This window comes from Azospirillum sp. (genome assembly GCF_035627195.1).
Classification (GTDB): domain Bacteria; phylum Pseudomonadota; class Alphaproteobacteria; order Azospirillales; family Azospirillaceae; genus Azospirillum.
Window position 1 is genome coordinate 1 of record NZ_DASPMG010000042.1, and the last position, 17506, is coordinate 17506.

19 protein-coding genes are annotated in these 17506 nt (G+C 69.4%); 11 read left to right on the plus strand and 8 right to left on the minus strand.

Annotation, left to right across the window (positions count from 1 at the left end; translation table 11 throughout):
- Together ccoG and VED21_RS03405 are read right to left on the minus strand one after the other, a co-directional pair.
- Positions 1 to 1178, minus strand: a 1178-nt coding sequence (gene ccoG / locus VED21_RS03400; RefSeq protein WP_414638149.1) for a cytochrome c oxidase accessory protein CcoG, incomplete at its 3' end; no start/stop codon positions are given.
- A gap of 155 nt (positions 1179 to 1333) precedes the next feature.
- Positions 1334 to 1885 (minus strand): HD domain-containing protein, encoded by a 552-nt coding sequence (locus VED21_RS03405; protein ID WP_324880901.1) that lies wholly within the window; start codon positions 1883 to 1885, stop codon positions 1334 to 1336.
- Between the two features lie 51 nt (positions 1886 to 1936).
- Here VED21_RS03405 and VED21_RS03410 point away from each other — a divergent pair, with 51 nt between their 5' ends.
- The 6 genes from VED21_RS03410 (at position 1937) to VED21_RS03435 (ending at position 8056) form a co-directional block, all read left to right on the plus strand.
- Complete coding sequence (locus VED21_RS03410; protein ID WP_324880902.1) at positions 1937 to 3127, plus strand: VWA domain-containing protein; 1191 nt, start codon at positions 1937 to 1939, stop codon at positions 3125 to 3127.
- A gap of 51 nt (positions 3128 to 3178) precedes the next feature.
- The gene (locus tag VED21_RS03415; RefSeq protein WP_324880903.1) at positions 3179 to 4558 is read left to right on the plus strand and encodes a hypothetical protein; all 1380 of its coding nucleotides are present in this window, start codon (positions 3179 to 3181) and stop codon (positions 4556 to 4558) included.
- Between the two features lie 105 nt (positions 4559 to 4663).
- Entirely contained in the window at positions 4664 to 6109 is a 1446-nt protein-coding gene (locus VED21_RS03420; protein WP_324880904.1) for an NADP-dependent isocitrate dehydrogenase, read from the plus strand.
- 85 nt (positions 6110 to 6194) lie between these two features.
- Complete coding sequence (locus VED21_RS03425) at positions 6195 to 6731, plus strand: RNA polymerase sigma factor (RefSeq protein ID WP_324880905.1); 537 nt, start codon at positions 6195 to 6197, stop codon at positions 6729 to 6731.
- Complete coding sequence (locus VED21_RS03430; protein WP_324880906.1) at positions 6728 to 7513, plus strand: anti-sigma factor; 786 nt, start codon at positions 6728 to 6730, stop codon at positions 7511 to 7513. The genes VED21_RS03425 and VED21_RS03430 overlap by 4 nt, the downstream gene beginning before the upstream one ends.
- 171 nt (positions 7514 to 7684) lie before the next feature.
- Complete coding sequence (locus tag VED21_RS03435; RefSeq protein WP_324880907.1) at positions 7685 to 8056, plus strand: GcrA family cell cycle regulator; 372 nt, start codon at positions 7685 to 7687, stop codon at positions 8054 to 8056.
- Positions 8057 to 8180: 124 nt separating this feature from the next.
- On the opposite strand, the gene VED21_RS03440 is transcribed toward VED21_RS03435, so the two are convergent.
- The 3 genes from VED21_RS03440 to VED21_RS03450 all read right to left on the minus strand — a co-directional run bounded on the left by VED21_RS03440 (position 8181) and on the right by VED21_RS03450 (position 10703).
- The gene (locus VED21_RS03440; protein WP_324880908.1) at positions 8181 to 8561 is read right to left on the minus strand and encodes an oxidoreductase; all 381 of its coding nucleotides are present in this window, start codon (positions 8559 to 8561) and stop codon (positions 8181 to 8183) included.
- A 115-nt stretch (positions 8562 to 8676) separates the two neighbouring features.
- Positions 8677 to 9900, minus strand: coding sequence for an NADP-dependent isocitrate dehydrogenase (locus VED21_RS03445; RefSeq protein WP_324880909.1), 1224 nt, complete (start codon positions 9898 to 9900; stop codon positions 8677 to 8679).
- Between the two features lie 218 nt (positions 9901 to 10118).
- Complete coding sequence (locus VED21_RS03450; protein WP_324880910.1) at positions 10119 to 10703, minus strand: TIGR00730 family Rossman fold protein; 585 nt, start codon at positions 10701 to 10703, stop codon at positions 10119 to 10121.
- 147 nt (positions 10704 to 10850) lie between these two features.
- Between VED21_RS03450 and VED21_RS03455 the strand changes: the two genes are divergently transcribed.
- The 3 genes from VED21_RS03455 to VED21_RS03465 all read left to right on the plus strand — a co-directional run bounded on the left by VED21_RS03455 (position 10851) and on the right by VED21_RS03465 (position 13629).
- The gene (locus VED21_RS03455; RefSeq protein WP_324880911.1) at positions 10851 to 11324 is read left to right on the plus strand and encodes a cytochrome c; all 474 of its coding nucleotides are present in this window, start codon (positions 10851 to 10853) and stop codon (positions 11322 to 11324) included.
- Between the two features lie 8 nt (positions 11325 to 11332).
- Positions 11333 to 12253, plus strand: coding sequence for a cytochrome c (locus tag VED21_RS03460; protein ID WP_324880912.1), 921 nt, complete (start codon positions 11333 to 11335; stop codon positions 12251 to 12253).
- Positions 12254 to 12378: 125 nt separating this feature from the next.
- The gene (locus tag VED21_RS03465) at positions 12379 to 13629 is read left to right on the plus strand and encodes a LysM peptidoglycan-binding domain-containing protein (RefSeq protein WP_324880913.1); all 1251 of its coding nucleotides are present in this window, start codon (positions 12379 to 12381) and stop codon (positions 13627 to 13629) included.
- Positions 13630 to 13790: 161 nt separating this feature from the next.
- Here the strand turns inward: VED21_RS03465 and VED21_RS03470 are convergent, their stop codons facing one another.
- A complete protein-coding gene (locus VED21_RS03470; RefSeq protein ID WP_324880914.1) occupies positions 13791 to 14264 on the minus strand; it encodes a hypothetical protein in 474 nt (157 codons plus the stop codon).
- Between the two features lie 125 nt (positions 14265 to 14389).
- Here VED21_RS03470 and VED21_RS03475 point away from each other — a divergent pair, with 125 nt between their 5' ends.
- Entirely contained in the window at positions 14390 to 15088 is a 699-nt protein-coding gene (locus VED21_RS03475; RefSeq protein ID WP_324880915.1) for a phosphatidylserine decarboxylase, read from the plus strand.
- A complete protein-coding gene (pssA, locus tag VED21_RS03480; RefSeq protein WP_324880916.1) occupies positions 15088 to 16002 on the plus strand; it encodes a CDP-diacylglycerol--serine O-phosphatidyltransferase in 915 nt (304 codons plus the stop codon). Before VED21_RS03475 ends, pssA begins: the two co-directional genes overlap by 1 nt.
- Before the next feature lie 154 nt (positions 16003 to 16156).
- On the opposite strand, the gene VED21_RS03485 is transcribed toward pssA, so the two are convergent.
- Both VED21_RS03485 and VED21_RS03490 read right to left on the minus strand, forming a co-directional pair.
- Positions 16157 to 16486, minus strand: coding sequence for a hypothetical protein (locus VED21_RS03485; protein WP_324880917.1), 330 nt, complete (start codon positions 16484 to 16486; stop codon positions 16157 to 16159).
- A gap of 352 nt (positions 16487 to 16838) precedes the next feature.
- Positions 16839 to 17360 (minus strand): GNAT family N-acetyltransferase, encoded by a 522-nt coding sequence (locus VED21_RS03490; protein WP_324880918.1) that lies wholly within the window; start codon positions 17358 to 17360, stop codon positions 16839 to 16841.
- Positions 17361 to 17506 lie beyond the last annotated feature (146 nt).

The following is a 17506-nucleotide window of genomic DNA, read 5'->3' on the forward strand; positions in this document are numbered from 1 at the left end:
GCCCGGTCGCGCAGCACGTTGACGTCCACGTTCGGGCGCAGCACCAGCCCGGCCATCATGGCGCCGGCCACCGTCAGCATGATCAGGCCGTAGATGATGGTGCGTGGGCGGATGAACTTCACCCGTGCCGACGTCCCCTGCACCTTGGCCACCTGGTTCGACTGCGTGTCGAACAGGACGAGGTTGCCGGGCCGGCCCAGCTGCGCCATCACCTCGTTGCAGGCGTCCACGCACAACCCGCAGCCGATGCAGGAGATCTGCTGCCCCTTGCGGATGTCGGTGCCGGTCGGGCAGACGTGGACGCACAGCTTGCAGTCGACGCAGTCGCCATAGCCCTGGGCCTGCCGCTCCTCCCAGCTCTGCGACTTGCGCACCGGGTGGCGGTTCTCGCCGCGCCAGTCCTGGTAGGTGACGATGTAGGTGTCCTCGTCCACCATCGCCGCCTGGAAGCTGCGCCACGGGCAGACGTAGATGCAGATCTGCTCGCGCGCCCAGCCGGCGAAGAAATAGGTGGTGAAGGTGAAGATGCCGGTGAACAGCAGCACCGTGTTCGACACCTGCCCGCTGGCGATGTCCCGCAACAGGGTCGGCGCGTCGTTGAAATAGAAGATCCACGCACCGCCGGTGACCAGCGCGATCAGCGTCCAGGCGCCGTGCTTGGCCGCCTTCTTCACGAACTTCGACGCCGACGGCGGCGCCTTGTCCAGGCGGATGCGTTCGGTGCGCGGGCCTTCGATCTTGCGCTCGACCCACATGAACAGGTCGGTCCACACCGTCTGCGGGCAGGCGTAGCCGCACCAGATGCGGCCGAACAGCGTGGTGGCGGCGAACAGGCCGATGGCCGCCAGGATCAGGATGCCGGTGAGGTAGTACACCTCCTGCGGCCAGATCTCGATCCACAGGAAATACGCGCGCCGCCCGGCCATGTCGACCAGCACCGCCTGGTCCGGGATGCCCGGCCCGCGGTCCCAGCGCAGCCACGGCGTGACGTAGTAGATGGCGAGCAGTGCCACCAGCGCCGCCCACTTCAATCGTCGGTACGTGCCGCGCACGTCGGCCGGATAGACCTTGGAGCGGTTGACGAACAGGTGCCGCCTGGGCTCGTCCTCGTGAGGGGGGGCCTGCGGGGGCGGGGCTTTGGGGGCCGGCGCGGGGCCGGAGAAGGTGGTCATGGACATGGCATCCTCGTGCCGATCGGCTCGATCGCCAGTGTTTCCTAAGCCCCTCCTTTATAAGCCGTCTGTGATGGAGTCACATTGCGGCACGTCAATGCACCCCGTGCGGCATCGCGCCGCGCCTCCTTCGTGCAGTCGGGCCGACTCTTTCCCGCCGCCTACTTCCCGTCCCCGCGGATCTGCGCCAGCCCGATGCGGTAGGCCTCGTCGAACTGCGCCTCCAGCGCGGCGTTGGTGCCGCGCAGCCCCTCCACCACCGCCGCCGCCCACTCGAAGTACTCGACCTTGCGGGCCTGCCGCCAGTCGGCCGGGGGGCTGACCTGCATGGAGCGCAGGTTGCTGATCTTGTCGGCCAGCTTCACCAGCTTGGCCTTGTGCGAGGCGTGTGGGGCGTGCTCGACCTGGCGCTGCTTGCGCTCGGCCTTGGTCAGGCGCTTGTCGTCGGTCACTTCGGCGACGATGCCGGCGATCTCCGCGCCGAACTCGCGCTCCAGCTCCTCGCGGGTGGCGTCGGTGTCCTCCAGCGTGTCGTGCAGCAGGGCGGCCAGCACGGCGTCGGGCTCCTTGCCGTCGGTGGCCTCGGCCACCAGCCGCGCCACCTCGGCCAGATGGTTGACGTAGGGCTCGGCCCGCACGCCCTTGCGGCGCTGGTCGGTGTGCTTGTGCGCGGCGAAATCCAGCGCGCGGGCGAATTGGATGAGTGCGTTCATGGCGTGTTTTCCCATGGGCCGCTATAATGCCTTCCCCGCTGGGAGAACGCCATGTTCACGACCTTCTTCTTCGAGTTGCGCAAGGCCGGCGTGCCGGTGTCGCTGAAGGAATACCTGACGCTGATGGAGGCCATGAAGCGCGGGCTGGCCGAGTACCGCGTCGAGGATTTCTATTACCTCAGCCGCTCCTGCCTGGTGAAGGACGAACGCAACCTCGACCGCTTCGACCGCGTCTTCGGCACCATCTTCAAGGGCATCGGCGAGGCCGCCGCGGCCGGCGACGAGGTCGCCGTGGTCGACCTGCCGGAGGAATGGCTGCGCAAGCTGGCCGAACGCTTCCTGACCGAGGAAGAGAAGGCGCAGGTCCAGGCGCTGGGCGGCTGGGACAAGCTGATGGAGACGCTGGCCCAGCGGCTGGCCGAGCAGAAGGGGCGCCACCAGGGCGGCTCCAAATGGATCGGCACGGCCGGCACCTCGCCCTTCGGCGCCTACGGCTACAACCCGGAGGGCGTGGGCATCGGCCAGCACGAATCGCGCCACCGCCGCGTCGTGAAGGTGTGGGACAAGCGTGAGTTCAAGAACCTGGACGACAGCGTCGAGCTGGGCACGCGCAACATCAAGGTGGCGCTGCGCCGCCTGCGCAAGTTCGCCCGCCAGGGTGCTGCCGACCAGCTGGACCTGCCCGACACCATCCGCTCCACCGCCGCCAACGCCGGCTGGCTGGACCTGAAGATGGTGCCGGAGCGGCACAATGCGGTGAAGGTGCTGCTGTTCCTCGACATCGGCGGCTCGATGGACGACCACGTCCGCCTGTGCGAGGAGCTGTTCTCCGCCGTGCGGACGGAGTTCAAGCACCTCGAACACTACTACTTCCACAACTGCGTCTACGAGAGCGTGTGGAAGGACAACAAGCGCCGCCACGCCGAACGCATCCCGACCTGGGACGTGCTGCACACCTACCCGGCCGACTACAAGCTGATCTTCGTCGGCGACGCCGCCATGAGCCCCTACGAGATCAGCTACCCCGGCGGCAGCGTCGAGCACTGGAACGAGGAGGCCGGGCAGGTGTGGCTGCAGCGCATGCTGTCGGTCTACAGCCGCGCCGTGTGGCTGAACCCGACCCCGCAGCAGTACTGGTCCTACACCGAGAGCACCCGCATGCTGCAGCGCCTGATGGACAACCGCATGTTCCCGCTGACCATCGAAGGTCTGGACGCGGCGATGCGGGAATTGAGCCGGTAAGGCATCGCCGGCGACCGGAAACCACCGACACAGAAGCAAGGCAAACGGCGCATGTGGGTCCTACCCTCGCGCGGGCGTCCCGACGCCTGCCGAATCCTCCTCCAGATGATGGCCGCGCAAGGGATGGAGGCGGGCGGCGTCCTCGGCGTCAACGCCGACGATCCGGAGCGGCCGGCCTATGAACGGTTGCCGCTGCCGCCCGGCTGGACGCTCATGCTCGTGCCCGCGGGGACGACCGGATCGAGCGAGGTGTTCCGCCAGGCCTTCCGCCGGTTCCCCGACAGGCCGTGGTACGGCAACATCGCCGACGACAACGGCATCGGCACCGCGGGTTTCGAGCAGGCGCTGGTGTCGGCGGCCGGCGGCTGGGGCATCGCCAGCGCCAACGACGGCTGGCAGGCCCGCGCCGACGTCATGGTGGGGCGCATGCACGGTGCCACGGTGATCGGCGGTGAGCTGATGCGGGCACTCGGCTACTGGGCGCCGGAGGGGTTCCACCACCTCTTCCTGGACGACGTGTGGGAGACCATCGGGCGCGAGTTGGGCGTGTGGCGCACGCTGATGGACGTGCACACCCCGCACCACCACCCGGTCAACACCGGGCAGGCCATGGACGCCACGCACGTCATCGTCAACTCGAACACCATGCACGCGCGCGACGGTGCGCGCTTCCGCCGCTGGCTGGCCGAGGAATGGCCCGGCGACCGGCGCCGCGTCCGGCAGGCCCAGTGGGCCGCGCAGGGCCTGTCCCTCGACCGCGCCCGGTCGCGTTCGGTGCTGCTCGGCTTCCCGGACGCCGACCGGATCGGCCATCGGCAGGCCGCGGCCGCGATGGCGACGGTGGCGCTGCTGGGCGAGCTGGGCATCCGCCATGGCTGGATGCACGTGGATCAGCTGCCCGTCCATCAGGCGTGCAACCGCATCGCCACCGGGTTCCTCGCCTCCGACTGGAGCGATCTGGTGCTCATCGACGCCGCCCTCGTCTGGAAGCCCTGGGACCTCGTCCGGCTGCTGGCCTCGCCGTCGCCGCTGATCGGCGCCGCGGCGCGCCGGCCCGACCTGTCGGACGACAGCGATCCGGCGGGATGGGGGGTTGCGCCGGTTCCGGAACACCACGGCAGCTTCATCGGCACCGCAGCGGGCAGCGTGGAGGTGGCGGAGGTCGGGGCGTCGCTCCTGCGCGTAAACCGTTCCGTCTTCACCGCGCTGTGCGAGGCGCGCCCGGTGGCGCGGATCGTCGACCGCGCCACCGGACAGCCCGGCTGGACCTTCTTCGGCTGGGATGACGACGGGCTGAACGTGACCTCCGGTCTGTGCCGCCGCTGGCGGGCGCTTGGCGGGCAGGTGTGGGTGGACACGACGATCACGCTGCACCGGATGGACCAGACCGAGCGCCACATGCGCTTCGTCGACCTGCTGCGCCCGCAATGACGCAAAGCCCGCAATGACGCGACGCCCGCGGCGATTCGCCTCCGCTCCTTGAATCCTTAACCCTTTCCCCGGTAGGGTCCGCCGCGCATCAAGGAGTCGGCCCCTATGCCCAACGGCGTACCCACCCCCATCACCATCGCCTGCGGCGACGGCATCGGTCCCGAGGTCATGGACGCCGTCCTGATGATGCTCGCGGTGGCCGGCGCCAAGCTGGAGGTCGAGGAGGTGCAGGCGGGGGAGGCGCTCTACAAGCGCGGCGTGCTCACCGGGCTCGACCCCGCCGGGTGGGACTCCATCCGCAAGACGCGCGTCTTCCTCAAGGGGCCGATCACAACCCCCCAGATCCCCGGCGCCAAGTCGCTGAACGTCGCGGCGCGCGCGCGGCTGGGGCTGTACGCCAACGTACGGCCCTGCATGTCCTTCCACCCGTACGTGCGTACGCGCCATCCGCGCACCGACGTGGTCATCGTCCGCGAGAACGAGGAGGACCTGTACGCCGGCATCGAGCACCGGCAGACGGACGACGTCATCCAGTCGGTGAAGCTGATCTCCCGGCCGGGGTCGGAGCGCATCATCCGCTACGCCTTCGAACACGCCCGCGCCAACCACCGGCGCAAGGTGACGGCGTTCGTCAAAGACAACATCATGAAGCTGACGGACGGCCTGTTCCTGCGCATCTTCCAGGAAATCGCCGCCGAGTACCCGGAGATCAAGGCCGACCACCTGATCGTCGACATCGGCGCCGCGCGCCTCGCCGACCAGCCGGAACGCTTCGACGTCATCGTCACGCTGAACCTCTACGGCGACATCATCTCCGACATCGCCGCGCAGATCACCGGCTCGGTCGGGCTGGCCGGGTCGGCCAACATCGGCTCGCAGTGCGCCATGTTCGAGGCGCTGCACGGCTCCGCCCCGATGATCGCCGGGCAGGGCATCGCCAACCCGTCGGGCCTGCTGATGGCGGCCATCATGATGCTGGTCCACATCGGCCAGGGCGAGCCGGCGGCCAAGCTGCACAACGCCTGGCTCAAGACCATCGAGGACGGCGTGCACACCGCCGACGTCTTCTCGCGCGGCGTCAGCCGTTACCGCGTCGGCACCCGGCAGTTCGCCGAAGCGGTCATGGAGCGGCTGGGGCAGGTGCCGCAGACGTTGCCCGTCGTCGGCTACGCCAGCGACCGGCCGGCGCTGGACACCGGCATCCGCATCTCCCCCCGGCTGGTGGCGGCGAAGGACCTGGTGGGGGTGGACGTCTTCCTGCACTGGTCGGCCGGCGGGCCGGACGATCTGGCGGCGCTGGCGCTGCCGCTGGCCGGCGACGCGTTCGAACTGGCCAGCATCTCCAACCGCAGCCAGAAGGTCTGGCCGGACGGGCACGCCGACATCTTCTGCACCGACCACTGGCGCTGCCGCTTCATGGCGCGCAACGGCACGGTGACGCACGCCGACATCGTCGGCCTGCTGTCGCGGTTCGCCGCCGCCGGGCTGGACTTCATCCAGACCGAGAACCTCTGCAATTTCGACGGCAAGTCCGGCTTCTCGGCGGCTTGACCCCCATCAGCGTGATCCAGCCATCTTGACCGTGACCGTTCCGGAATAGATTGCATCGTTCGGGCGTCCTTGGGAGCGACCGTCAATGCAACCGGACGAGACCATGCCGGGCGAGGAGATCGACGACCGCGCGCTGGCCGCGCATGTGCCCCGCCTGCGCCGCTACGCCGCCGCCCTGGTCGGCAACATGGCGGAGGCCGACGACCTCGTGCAGGACTGCATGGAGAAGGCGCTGGCCAACCGCCACAGCCTGCGCGACCCCAGCCGGCTGGGCGGCTGGCTGCTGTCCATCCTGCACAACCTGCACGTCAGCGGCCTGCGCTGGCGCCGCCGCCGCGGGCCGGAGGTGGACGTCGCCGACTTCGCCGACGACGTGGCGCTGTCCGCCCCGCCGGCCGACCGCGGCGCCGTGCGCGACTTCGTGCGCGCCTTCGAACAGCTGTCGGAGGAGCACCGCAGGATCCTGCTGCTGACCGGGCTGGAGGGGCTGTCCTACCGCGAGGTGGCGGAGGTGCTGGAGGTGCCCATCGGCACGGTCATGTCCCGCCTCGCCCGCGCGCGGGAACGGCTGCGCGTGCTGATGGAAGGTGGCGAGGAGCAGGCGCTGAGGAGAATCAAATGACCGACCGGAAGGAGGAGCCGGTGACCGACGCCGACCTGCACGCCTGGCTCGACGGCGAACTGCCCGAGGAGCGCCGCCCGGCCGTGGAGCGCCACCTGCAGGCCAACCCCGACGCGGCCCGGCGCGTGGCCGCCTACCGCGAGCAGCGCACGCTGATGATGACGGCGTTCGGGCCGCTGATCGACCGCCCGGTGCCGGACGCGCTGAAGCCGCCGTTCGGCCGGCGTCGGGCGGGGTGGGGCAGGGGGCGTCCGTGGATGGCGCTGGCGATGGCCGCCTCGCTGCTGCTGTTCGTGGCCGGCGGGGCGGCCGGCTGGCTGGCGCGCGGCTGGGCGGAGCCGGGGCCGGCCACGACCCGCGCCTTCGTCGCCGACGCGGTCACCGCGCACCGCGTCTTCGTGGCCGAGGTGCGCCACCCCGTGGAGGTGGGGGCCGACCAGGAGGAGCACCTCGTCGCCTGGCTCGGCAAGCGCCTCGGCAAGCCGCTGAAGGCGCCGCGGCTCAGTGCCCGGGGCTACGAACTGGTGGGCGGGCGCCTGCTCGCCGATGGCGGCGGACCGGCCGCGCAGCTGATGTACCAGGATGCGACCGGTCGCCGCATCACCCTCTATGTCCGGCCTTCGAGTGACCCGGCGGACACAGCCTTCCGCTTTTCGCGGGACGGCAGCGTCCACGCTTTCTATTGGCGGGACAACGGCTTAGCATGGGCTGTAACGGGCGACCTCGATCGCGCCAGCCTATCGGGTATAGCCGAGGAGGTGTACGGCGCGTTGAACTCATAAGACCCACAGACTTATGCACAGAAATGTTGCCCGTGCCCTCTATCGCCGGTCGCCCCCATCTGGTAGGTTTGCGCCCGGTTGGCACAAAATGTTGCGCCCTTATGGAAAACGGCATTCGCCGGAAGACATAGCGCCAGCCAGGCACGGGAGACCGGAGCAGTGGAGACAGGGATGAGTTGGACGGACGAGCGGGTTCAACAGCTTAAGGACCTTTGGGCGCAGGGGCTCAGCGCCAGCGAGATTGCCGACACGCTCGGTGACATCAGCCGCAACGCCGTGATCGGTAAGGCCCACCGCCTTGGCCTCTCGGGGCGTCCCTCGCCGATCAAGAAGAAGCCCACCAGGGGCGCCACGATCCTCAGCCTGACCGAGCGCATGTGCAAGTGGCCGGTCGGCGACCCCAAGCACCAGGATTTCCACTTCTGCGGCAAGACGGCGCTGACCGGACTCCCCTACTGCGCGGAGCATGCGGCCATCGCCTACCAGCCCAGCAACAGCAAGTCCTCCAAGCGCGACGAAGACCGCAGCGTCGGCGCCGCCTGAGCCATCCGGGCTCCGGTCCGCCGGGCGCCAGCCGGCGGCGCCCCGTGGACCGGCCCGAAACTAAAAGGAAGCGGCCCCTTCGGGGGCCGCATCCTTTTTGTGCGCCGCGTTCGGCCGTCCGCCTTCAATAATCCGACGTGTCGTGCTTGAAGCGCACCAGCTCGCCCTTCGACAGGGACAGCATCAGCTGGGCGATGGTCTCGTGCATGATCACCGTGTGGTGGTTGCCGCTGTCCTGCATGTGCTGGCGCAGCGCCTCGCGCACCTTGGGCGCGCCGGTCACGTCGATCAGGATGTCGACGCTCTCGCCCAGGCGGGCCAGTTCCATGAAGTCGGTGGTGGTCGGGATGTCGCGGTGGCGGGCGATCCGCATGCCCGGCGCGTCGTTGTCGAGGTCGGCGACGCCGAGCAGCGTGACGAAGGGGGCGGCGAGGAGCTGGCGCAGCAGCGGCGTGCCGGTTTCGCCGGCGCCGATGACGGCGACGCGGAAGGCGGTGTTGGGCATGGTTCTCCCTGGGAACGCGTTCTTGGAACGAAAACGGGGGAGCCTTTCGGCTCCCCCGGCATCGTTGCCCGGAACGCCCTCCGGTTGGGAGGTGCCCCGATGTCGCACCCGGTAGTTACGCCCAGGAAGCCATCTTCTTCTGCAGGTTCTCGTCCAGCTTGTCGAGGAACTGCTTGGTGGTCAGCCAGGGCTGCTCCGGACCGATGAGGATGGCGAGGTCCTTGGTCATGTGGCCGGACTCGACCGTCTCGACGCACACGCGCTCCAGCGTCTGGGCGAACTTGACCACGTCCGGCGTCTCGTCGAACTTGCCGCGGTAGGCGAGGCCCTGCGTCCAGGCGTAGATCGACGCGATCGGGTTGGTCGACGTCTCCTTGCCCTTCTGGTGCTCGCGGTAGTGGCGGGTCACCGTGCCGTGCGCGGCCTCGGCCTCCACGGTCTTGCCGTCCGGGGTGATCAGCACCGAGGTCATCAGGCCAAGCGAGCCGAAGCCCTGCGCCACCACGTCCGACTCCACGTCGCCGTCGTAGTTCTTGCAGGCCCACACGAAGCCGCCGTCCCACTTCAGCGCCGAGGCGACCATGTCGTCGATCAGGCGGTGCTCGTAGGTCAGGCCCTTGGCCTTGAACTTGTCCTTGTACTCGCGGTCGAACACGTCCTGGAAGATGTCCTTGAAGCGGCCGTCATAGGCCTTCAGGATCGTGTTCTTGGTCGACAGGTAGACCGAGTAGTTGCGCTCCAGGCCATAGAGGAAGCTGGAGTGGGCGAAGCCCTCGATCGACTCGTCCAGGTTGTACATGCCCATGGCCACGCCGGCGCCGGGGAAGTCGAACACCTCGTGCTCGATGCCCTCGCCGCCCTCGGTCGGGGTCCACTTGATGGTCAGCTTGCCCGCACCCGGCACCTTGAAGTCGGTCGCCTTGTACTGGTCGCCGAAGGCGTGGCGGCCGATGATGATCGGCTTGGTCCAGCCCGGCACGTAGCGCGGAACGTTCGAGCAGACGATCGGCTCGCGGAAGACGGTGCCGCCCAGGATGTTGCGGATCGTGCCGTTCGGCGACTTCCACATCTTCTTGAGCTTGAACTCCTCGACGCGCGCCTCGTCCGGGGTGATGGTCGCGCACTTCACGCCCACGCCGTACTTCTGGATGGCCTGCGCCGACTCGACGGTCACCTTGTCGTCGGTCGCGTCCCGGTTCTCGATGCTGAGGTCGTAGTACTTCAGGTCGATGTCGAGGTACGGCAGGATCAGCTTGTCCTTGATGAACTGCCAGATGATGCGGGTCATCTCGTCGCCGTCGAGCTCGACGACCGGATTGACTACCTTGATCTTGGTCATGGGTGCGGATTCTCCCCCTGGGGGTTGGGCGTCGTGGTTGTCTTTGGGCGCCGGGCGCGCCATCCAGCGGGCGTGTCCGAGGTGCGGAACTGCGGTCCCCGGAGGCCCGGGCGAAAGCAATGGCCGTTATATATCATCGGCCCGCCGCCGAAAGAAAGTTCGGCGGCGGCCTTGCCGGCACCTTGCCGCCGATGTCGCACCCCGTGGGGAGAATCCGCTCAGAGCCGCCGCGTTTCCGGCTCCACGCGCGGCTCGGGCTCGTGCGCCAGCGCCTGGTACACGTCCTCGACGCGCTGCACCACGCGGAACAGCGCGCGGTGCTCCTCGCGGCAGAAGCCTTCCTCGATCATGTTGTCGATCAGGCGCAGCAGCGGCTGCCAGTAGCCGTCCAGATCGACCAGCACCACCGGCTTGTCGTGCAGGCGCAACTGCTTCCAGGTCAGGATCTCGAACGCCTCGTCCATGGTGCCCAGGCCGCCCGGCAGCACGACGAACGCGTCGGAGCGGTCGACCATCATGCGCTTGCGCGTGTGCATCGAATCGACGACGTGCAGCTCGGTCAGCGCCGTGTGCTCGACCTCCAGCACCTGGATGTGCTCGGGGATGATGCCGACCACGCGGCCCCCGGCGGCGATGGCGGCGTCCGCCACGATGCCCATCAGGCCGACCCGGCCGCCGCCGTACACGACCTGGACGCCGCGCCGGGCCAGACCCTCGCCCAGGGCGTGGGCGGCCTGCTTGTAGACGTCGGCGACGCGGCTGGAGGAGCCGCAGTACACGCACACCGATTTCGGGGCCTTCATCCGTAACCTTTCCCGTCGCTTGGCTTCACGAAGCTGTGATTGACCGAAAGCCGCTGCCCGTTACACCATCATCCATGGAATAACAAGCCCGGCCCCGGCGTCAAAAGGGGTACCGAGCCAACTCATCCATCCGGGGAGAGACCATCCATGCACATCCGTTTCCTCAACCTGCTGGCCGCCGCCGCGGTTTCCGCCACCCTGGTCGCCGCTGTCGGTACGGCCACCGCCGCCGACCCGGTCGATCAGGTGAAGGCGCGCGAAGCCCTCATGAAGAAGATGGGGGGCGGCATGAAGGTTATCGGCCAGTTCGTGAAGGGCGAGGGAGGCACCCAGGACGAGGTGCAGAAGGCCGCCGCCGCCATCGCCGAGGTGTCGGCCAACGACGTCGCCGCCGTGTTCCCGCAGGGCACCGCCAAGGGTGTCGGCGACAGCCACGCCAAGCCCGAGCTGTGGGCGCAGTGGAGCAAGACCCAGCAGCTGTGGTCCGACATGCGCCCCGCCGCCGCCAAGCTGGTGGACGCCGCCAAGGCCGGCGACAAGGCCCAGGTCGCCCAGGCCATGCAGGCCACCGGCAAGACCTGCGCGAACTGCCACGAAGAGTTCCGCATCAAGAAGCAGTGAGGTCCGGCATGCCGGCGACTCCCCTGCGTGCCCTGCGGATCGCCGCCGCGCTGCTGCCGCTCGCCCTGTGGGCGGGCGGCACGGCGCGTGCCGCGGAACCAGCCCCAGCTCCTCCCACGTCGGTTCCCGCCGATCCCGCGTCCGCCGATCCGGTGGCGCGCGGCGCCTACGTCTTCCAGGCCGCCGGCTGTTTCGGCTGCCACACCGATGAAAAGGCGGGCGGCAAGCCGCTGGCCGGCGGGCGGGCGCTGAAGACGCCGTTCGGCACCTTCTTCACGCCCAACATCACCCCCGACCCGCAGACCGGCATCGGCCGCTGGTCCGACGCCGACTTCATCCGCGCCTTCCGCGAGGGCGTGCGGCCGGATGGCGCGGCGCTGTTCCCAGCCTTCCCCTACACCTCCTACACGCGGATGACCGACCAGGACCTGCGCGACCTGAAGGCCTACCTGTTCGCCCAGGCGCCGGTGTCCCGGCCCAACACGCCGCACGATCTGCGGGCCCCCTTCGGCTGGCGCTTCCTGCTGCCGGTCTGGCAGGCCATGCACCTGGAGGAGGGGCCGCGCCCCGCCGATCCGTCGAAACCGGCCGAGTGGAACCGCGGCCGCTACCTGGCGGAGGCGCTGGGCCATTGCGGCGAGTGCCACACCCCGCGCAACGCGCTGGGCGCCCTGGAACTCAGCCGCGCCTACGCCGGAACCCCCGATGGGCCGGAAGGCGACAAGGTGCCGAACCTGACCCCCGCCAAGGAAATGGCCGACTGGTCGCTGGGGGACATCGAAAGCTTCCTGGAGATCGGCATGCTGCCCGACGGCGACTTCGCCGGCGGCTCCATGGCCGAGGTCGTCCGCAACTCCACGTCGCGCCTGACCAAGGCCGACCGCCACGCCATCGCCGTCTACCTGAAATCGCTGCCCCCGGCACAATGATGTAGGCCGCTTGGTACAGGGCAGGGGAGTTATGCGCCCGTGGAATGGTTGGGTTAGCCCCATTGCCCATTTGCGTTGTTGCTTCATGTGCTTGGTCTGACTGATAGTCGGCATTTGTTCGGCCAATGATGGCCGCACGCCAGCGGTATGGTGCGGCGGTGAAGCGAGCAGTTCTTCTGGGTGGCGCCGGTGCGGCCGTTCTGGCCGGCGCCGTCGCGTACGCGGCCTTCCGTCCGGCCCCGCAACCGCCGGAGGCGCTGGCCGTGTCGCCCCAGGCGCTGCCCACCCCCAATCCCCCGCCCATGACGCGCCCGGTCACGGCCTCGCCGCCGCGGATCGTCCCGCCGCCCGCCGCCCAGCCGCCGCAAGCCACTCCTCAAGCCACCGCCCCCGCCCAGGTCACGCCCGCCGTGGTGCGCCCGCCGGCGCCCGTGGAGATCGGGCCGCGCTTCGACGTGGTGCGCGTCACGCCCGACGGCGAGGCGGTGATCGCCGGGCGCGCCGCGCCGGGCGCCACCGTCGTCGTCTTCGACGGCAACCGCCCGATCGGCGAGGCGGTGGCCGACAAGCGCGGCGAGTGGGTGCTGCTGCCCAGCGGCCCGCTGCCGCCCGGCAGCCGCGAGCTGAGCCTCGTTGAGCGCACCCCGCAGGCCGAGCCGGTGCCGTCGGGCAACGTCGTCGTCCTGGTGGTGCCGGAAAACCGGCGCGACGTCGCCGGCCGCCCGGCCGAAGCGGCCGGCGCGCTGGCCGTGTCGGTCCCGCGCGACGGCGGCGCCAGCACCGTGCTCCAGGCCCCGCCGCCCGCCCAGCCGCCCGAGGCGGAGAAGGAGCCCGAAAAGGAATCGGCCCCCGACAAGGAGCCGGCCAGGGCCGCTGCCGTCCCGTCGCCCGGCGGCTCCTCCACGCGCGGCATCCCGCCGGTTCCGGCCGGCGGCGTCACCGTGGAGACCATGGATTACGACAACGCTGGCAAGGTCGCCATGGGCGGCCGGGCGCAGCCGGGCAACGCCGTGCAGCTCTACCTGGACAACAACCTCGTGGGCAGCGCCCCGGCTGACACGGACGGGCGCTGGCGCCTGTCGCCGGAACGCCCGGTCGACCCCGGCGTGTACACGCTCCGTGCCGATCAGGTGACGTCGTCCGGCAGGGTGGTGGCCCGCGTCGAGCTGCCGATCCAGGTGTCGGAGGTGCCGAAGGACCTGCCGAACGGCGACCGCGTCGTCGTGCAGCCCGGCAACAGCCTGTGGCGCATCGCCCGGCGCACCTACGGCGACGGCGTGCAGTACACCGTGATCTATCAGGCCAACCGCAGCCAGATCCGCGACCCGGACATGATCTACCCCGGCCAGATCTTCACCCTGCCGACGACGAATTGAGCCGTCTCGCGTCCGAAGGCCGAAAAAAGGCTGAAAAGAAAATAGAGACACGGATAGGCACGGATGCCGGCGGGGCCGGCCACGGATGAACACGGATTTTTTAATCTTTATCCGTGTTCATCCGTGCAAAATCCGTGTGCATCCGTGTAAAAAAACAAACTCTACAAATGCTCCGCCAGCAGGCGCAGGAAGGGCCGCGCCTCGTGCAGCAGCAGCACGGTCTGGTGGATCAGGTCCTCCGCCGCCACGCGGCCGGACACGCGGGTCTGGCCGGCCAGCAGGATCTTCTGCCCGTCCTGCACCACGAACCGCGCGCGCTTCAGCGGCATCGCCTGGATTCCCCGCAGCACCGCCAGCAGCTTGCGCCGCCGCTCCGGCGCCTGGACCGTGTAGGGGATGTGGCCGACCTCCGCCCACACCTGACAGACGGCACCCTCCTCATCCGGGCTGACGGCGGCGTGGAACGGCATGCCGTCGGCGATGAAGGTCAGGCGCGACGGCTGCGGCGGCGTGGCGATGGCCAGCAGCCCCTCCGGCGTGGTGGTGACGGCGTTCAGGCCCAGCGGCAGGGCGCAGGCCGACACCTCGGCCAGCGACCGCAGCGTTTCCAGGCGGTTGGCGACGGGAACAGACACGCGGGCAATCCCATTCCTGCAACGGACCGATGCGAGAGTTGGGGCCGGCCCGCTAAAATTCTGTAAAGGCCGGGCGGGTATCTCTAGAATGCGCCGCTTCCGCAGCAGGAGAGTGTTTGTCCGGCATGTCGTCCGCTCTTGATACCGTCATCGTTCCCGTCCATCGCGCCGGTTGGCCGTTCATCGCCGGATTCGCCGTGGTGTCCCTCGTTCTCGGGTTGGCGGTGGCGCCGGCACTGGGCTGGATCGGCCTTCTGGCGACCGCTTGGTGCACCTACTTCTTCCGCGACCCCGACCGCGTCACGCCGACCCGGCCCGGCCTGCTGGTCAGCCCGGCCGACGGCCGCGTCACCATGATCGTGCCGGCCGTGCCGCCGCCCGAGCTGGGCATGGGGCCGGAGCCGCGCACCCGCGTCTCCATCTTCCTCAACGTCTTCAACGTGCACGTCAACCGCGTGCCGGCCGACGGCGAGGTGGTGGCGGCCGAATACCACCCCGGCACCTTCGTCAACGCCGCGCTGGACAAGGCCAGCGAGGAGAACGAGCGCATGGCCATCCGCCACCGCCTGCCGGATGGGCGCGAGATCGCCTACGTGCAGATCGCCGGTCTGGTGGCGCGCCGCATCCTGTGCTGGATCAAGGCGGGGCAGCAATTGAAGGCGGGCGAGCGCTTCGGCCTCATCCGCTTCGGCAGCCGCACCGACGTCTATCTGCCGGACGGCGTGGCGCCGCTGGTCTGCGTCGGCCAGCTTGCCATCGGCGGCGAGACGATCCTCGCCGACCTCAACGCGACCGAGCCGCAACGGCAGGGAGAGATCCGCTGATGAAGCGACCGCCCGTCTTCAAACCGGGCGTTTTCCGTCCCGGCGTCTTCCGCAAGCGCCCGCGCCGTCCGCACCCGCGCCTGAAGGGCCTGTCGATCAACCGGCTGCTGCCCAACGTGCTGACGGTGCTGGCGCTGTGCGCGGGCCTGACGGCCATCCGCTTCGCCATGCACGGCGCGTGGCCGCAGGCGGTGGGCGCCATCGTCACGGCGGCCGTGCTCGACGCGCTGGACGGCCGCATCGCCCGCCTGCTGAACGGCCAGAGCAAGTTCGGCGCCGAGCTGGACAGCCTGGCCGATGTGGTCAGCTTCGGCGTGGCGCCGGCCCTGATGATCTACCTGTGGGCGCTGGGCGGGGCGGGCAGCCTCGGCTGGGTGGCGTCGCTGGCCTACGCCGTGTGCTGCGCGCTCAGGCTGGCCCGCTTCAACGCCGGCCTCGGCACGCCGGACCTGCCGCCCTGGGCCTTCAGCTACTTCACCGGCGTGCCGGCCCCGGCCGGCGCCGCGCTGGTCCTGCTGCCCATGGTCGCCAGCTTCGAGCTGGGGCCGGAGGTCGCCGGCCACCCGCTGCTGGTGGTGCCGTGGACGCTGGCCGTCGGCCTGCTGATGGTCAGCACCATGCCGACCTTCTCCGGCAAGGGCATGCGGGTGCCGCAGGATTACGTGGTGCCGGCGCTGCTGGGCGTGGGCCTGCTCGCCGCCTCGCTGGTCAGCCAGCCGTGGTGGACGCTGCTGTTCCTGGGGCTGGCTTACGTCAGCACCTTCCCCTTCTCGGTCCGCCAGTTCCGCAAGCTGCAGAAGGCCGCGGCGCTGCTGCAGACCGTCCCTGCCGAGGGCGAGGCCGCGGCGGCCGAAGTCCCGCCCGAGGAACCTCCGCCCGGGACGCCGCCGGAGGCGAAGACCGGGGTGGGTTGAGGAAGGTACGTTTTGCCCCCTCCCTAACCCTCCCCCGCTGAGGCGGTGGAGGGGACTGCCGCCGCTTCGGCACAGAACCCTCCACCTCGAAGAGGGGGAGGGTGCCCGGAGCGTCAGCGGAGGGCGGGAGGGGGCAGCCGCGGCGCAGGTTATGTCAATCCGCCGCCGCCATCTCCACCCCGACCCGCCGCTCGCTGGCCAGCACCAGCGTGACGCCGACGATCTGCCGCAGGCAGTTGGCGACGTGGTCGGATTCGGCGCGCGCCATGCCCGTCACCTCGACCTCCACGGCCAGGGTATCGTCTTCCGCCATGCGGTCGGCGTGGAACGTGTCGGGCACGAGGCCGCGCTTGGCGAACAGCTCCAGCACGCGCGGCAGGACGCCGGGATCGGCGTCGGCGCGCAGCGCGAAGGCGACGCGGCGGGTGGGGTCGTACGGACGGGTGTCGGCGGCCGGCTGGCCGGCTGGCATCGTGGCGGACATGGACTTGGTTCCCTAGGATCGATTCGGCGCAGACGCGTGACGTGTCCCGGCCCTCAAAGGAGGACCGGGTCGATAATTCGCCGAATCGAAAGCCCAAGGTGTCCGCTCATGCCCCACAGGCTAAAGGATCCGGTGCCGGCCGGTCAACCATCGGCGCTCAGCCGCCAGTGCTCCGAATTCGGGTTAACATGGCGCTTGGAAACGGGTGGGGGACACGGATGAACACGGATGCCGGCGGGGCCGGCGTTCGGATGAACACGGATGAAGAGAAAAAATATATCCGTGTTCATCCGTGGATATCCGTGTTCATCCGTGTCTCACCCTTCTCTTTCTCATCACCGGCCCTCTCTCATCACCGGCAGCCTTCCATTAACCCGCGCGCGCAGCCCTGGCTCAGCCGCCGGCCGAGGAAGATGGTCCCGGCCACCGGCGTGTCGTAATAGCGTTCGATCGCCACGAACCCCGCCTGCCGGTACAGCGCCAGCGCCGCCGCCATCGTCGGCAGCGTGTCCAGCCGCATCTCGCGGTAGCCGATCCGCACCGCCTCCCCCAGAATGGCGTCGACCAGCGCCCGGCCGAGGCCGAGCCCGCGTCCCTCCGGCGCGACGTACAGCCGCTTCATCTCGCAGCATCCCTCCGGCGCGATCGGCCGCAGCGCCACGCACCCCAGCGCCTCCCCACGAGGGTCGCGCGCGATCAGCAGCGCGCCGGCCGGCGGCGCGTACTTGCCGGGCAGGCCGGCCAGCTCCGCCGCGAAGTCCTGGTACGCCAGGTCGATGTCCAGCGACGCCGCGTAGGCGCCGAACAGCCGCGCCGCGTCCTCGAGGTCGGCAGTGGAGCGGGCCGTGGCGATGTGGAAAGGGGCGTCGGGCATGGCCTCACCGTCGTGTCGCGAAATTGACAAAATTCCTAAGGGCGGTCATCATCGGGACGATCCTGGACGTTCCCCGCGCGCGTCCCGGTAACGGAAAACGAAGGGTATGGCCAAATGCAACACCATGCCAAATGCGTTGCATTGTG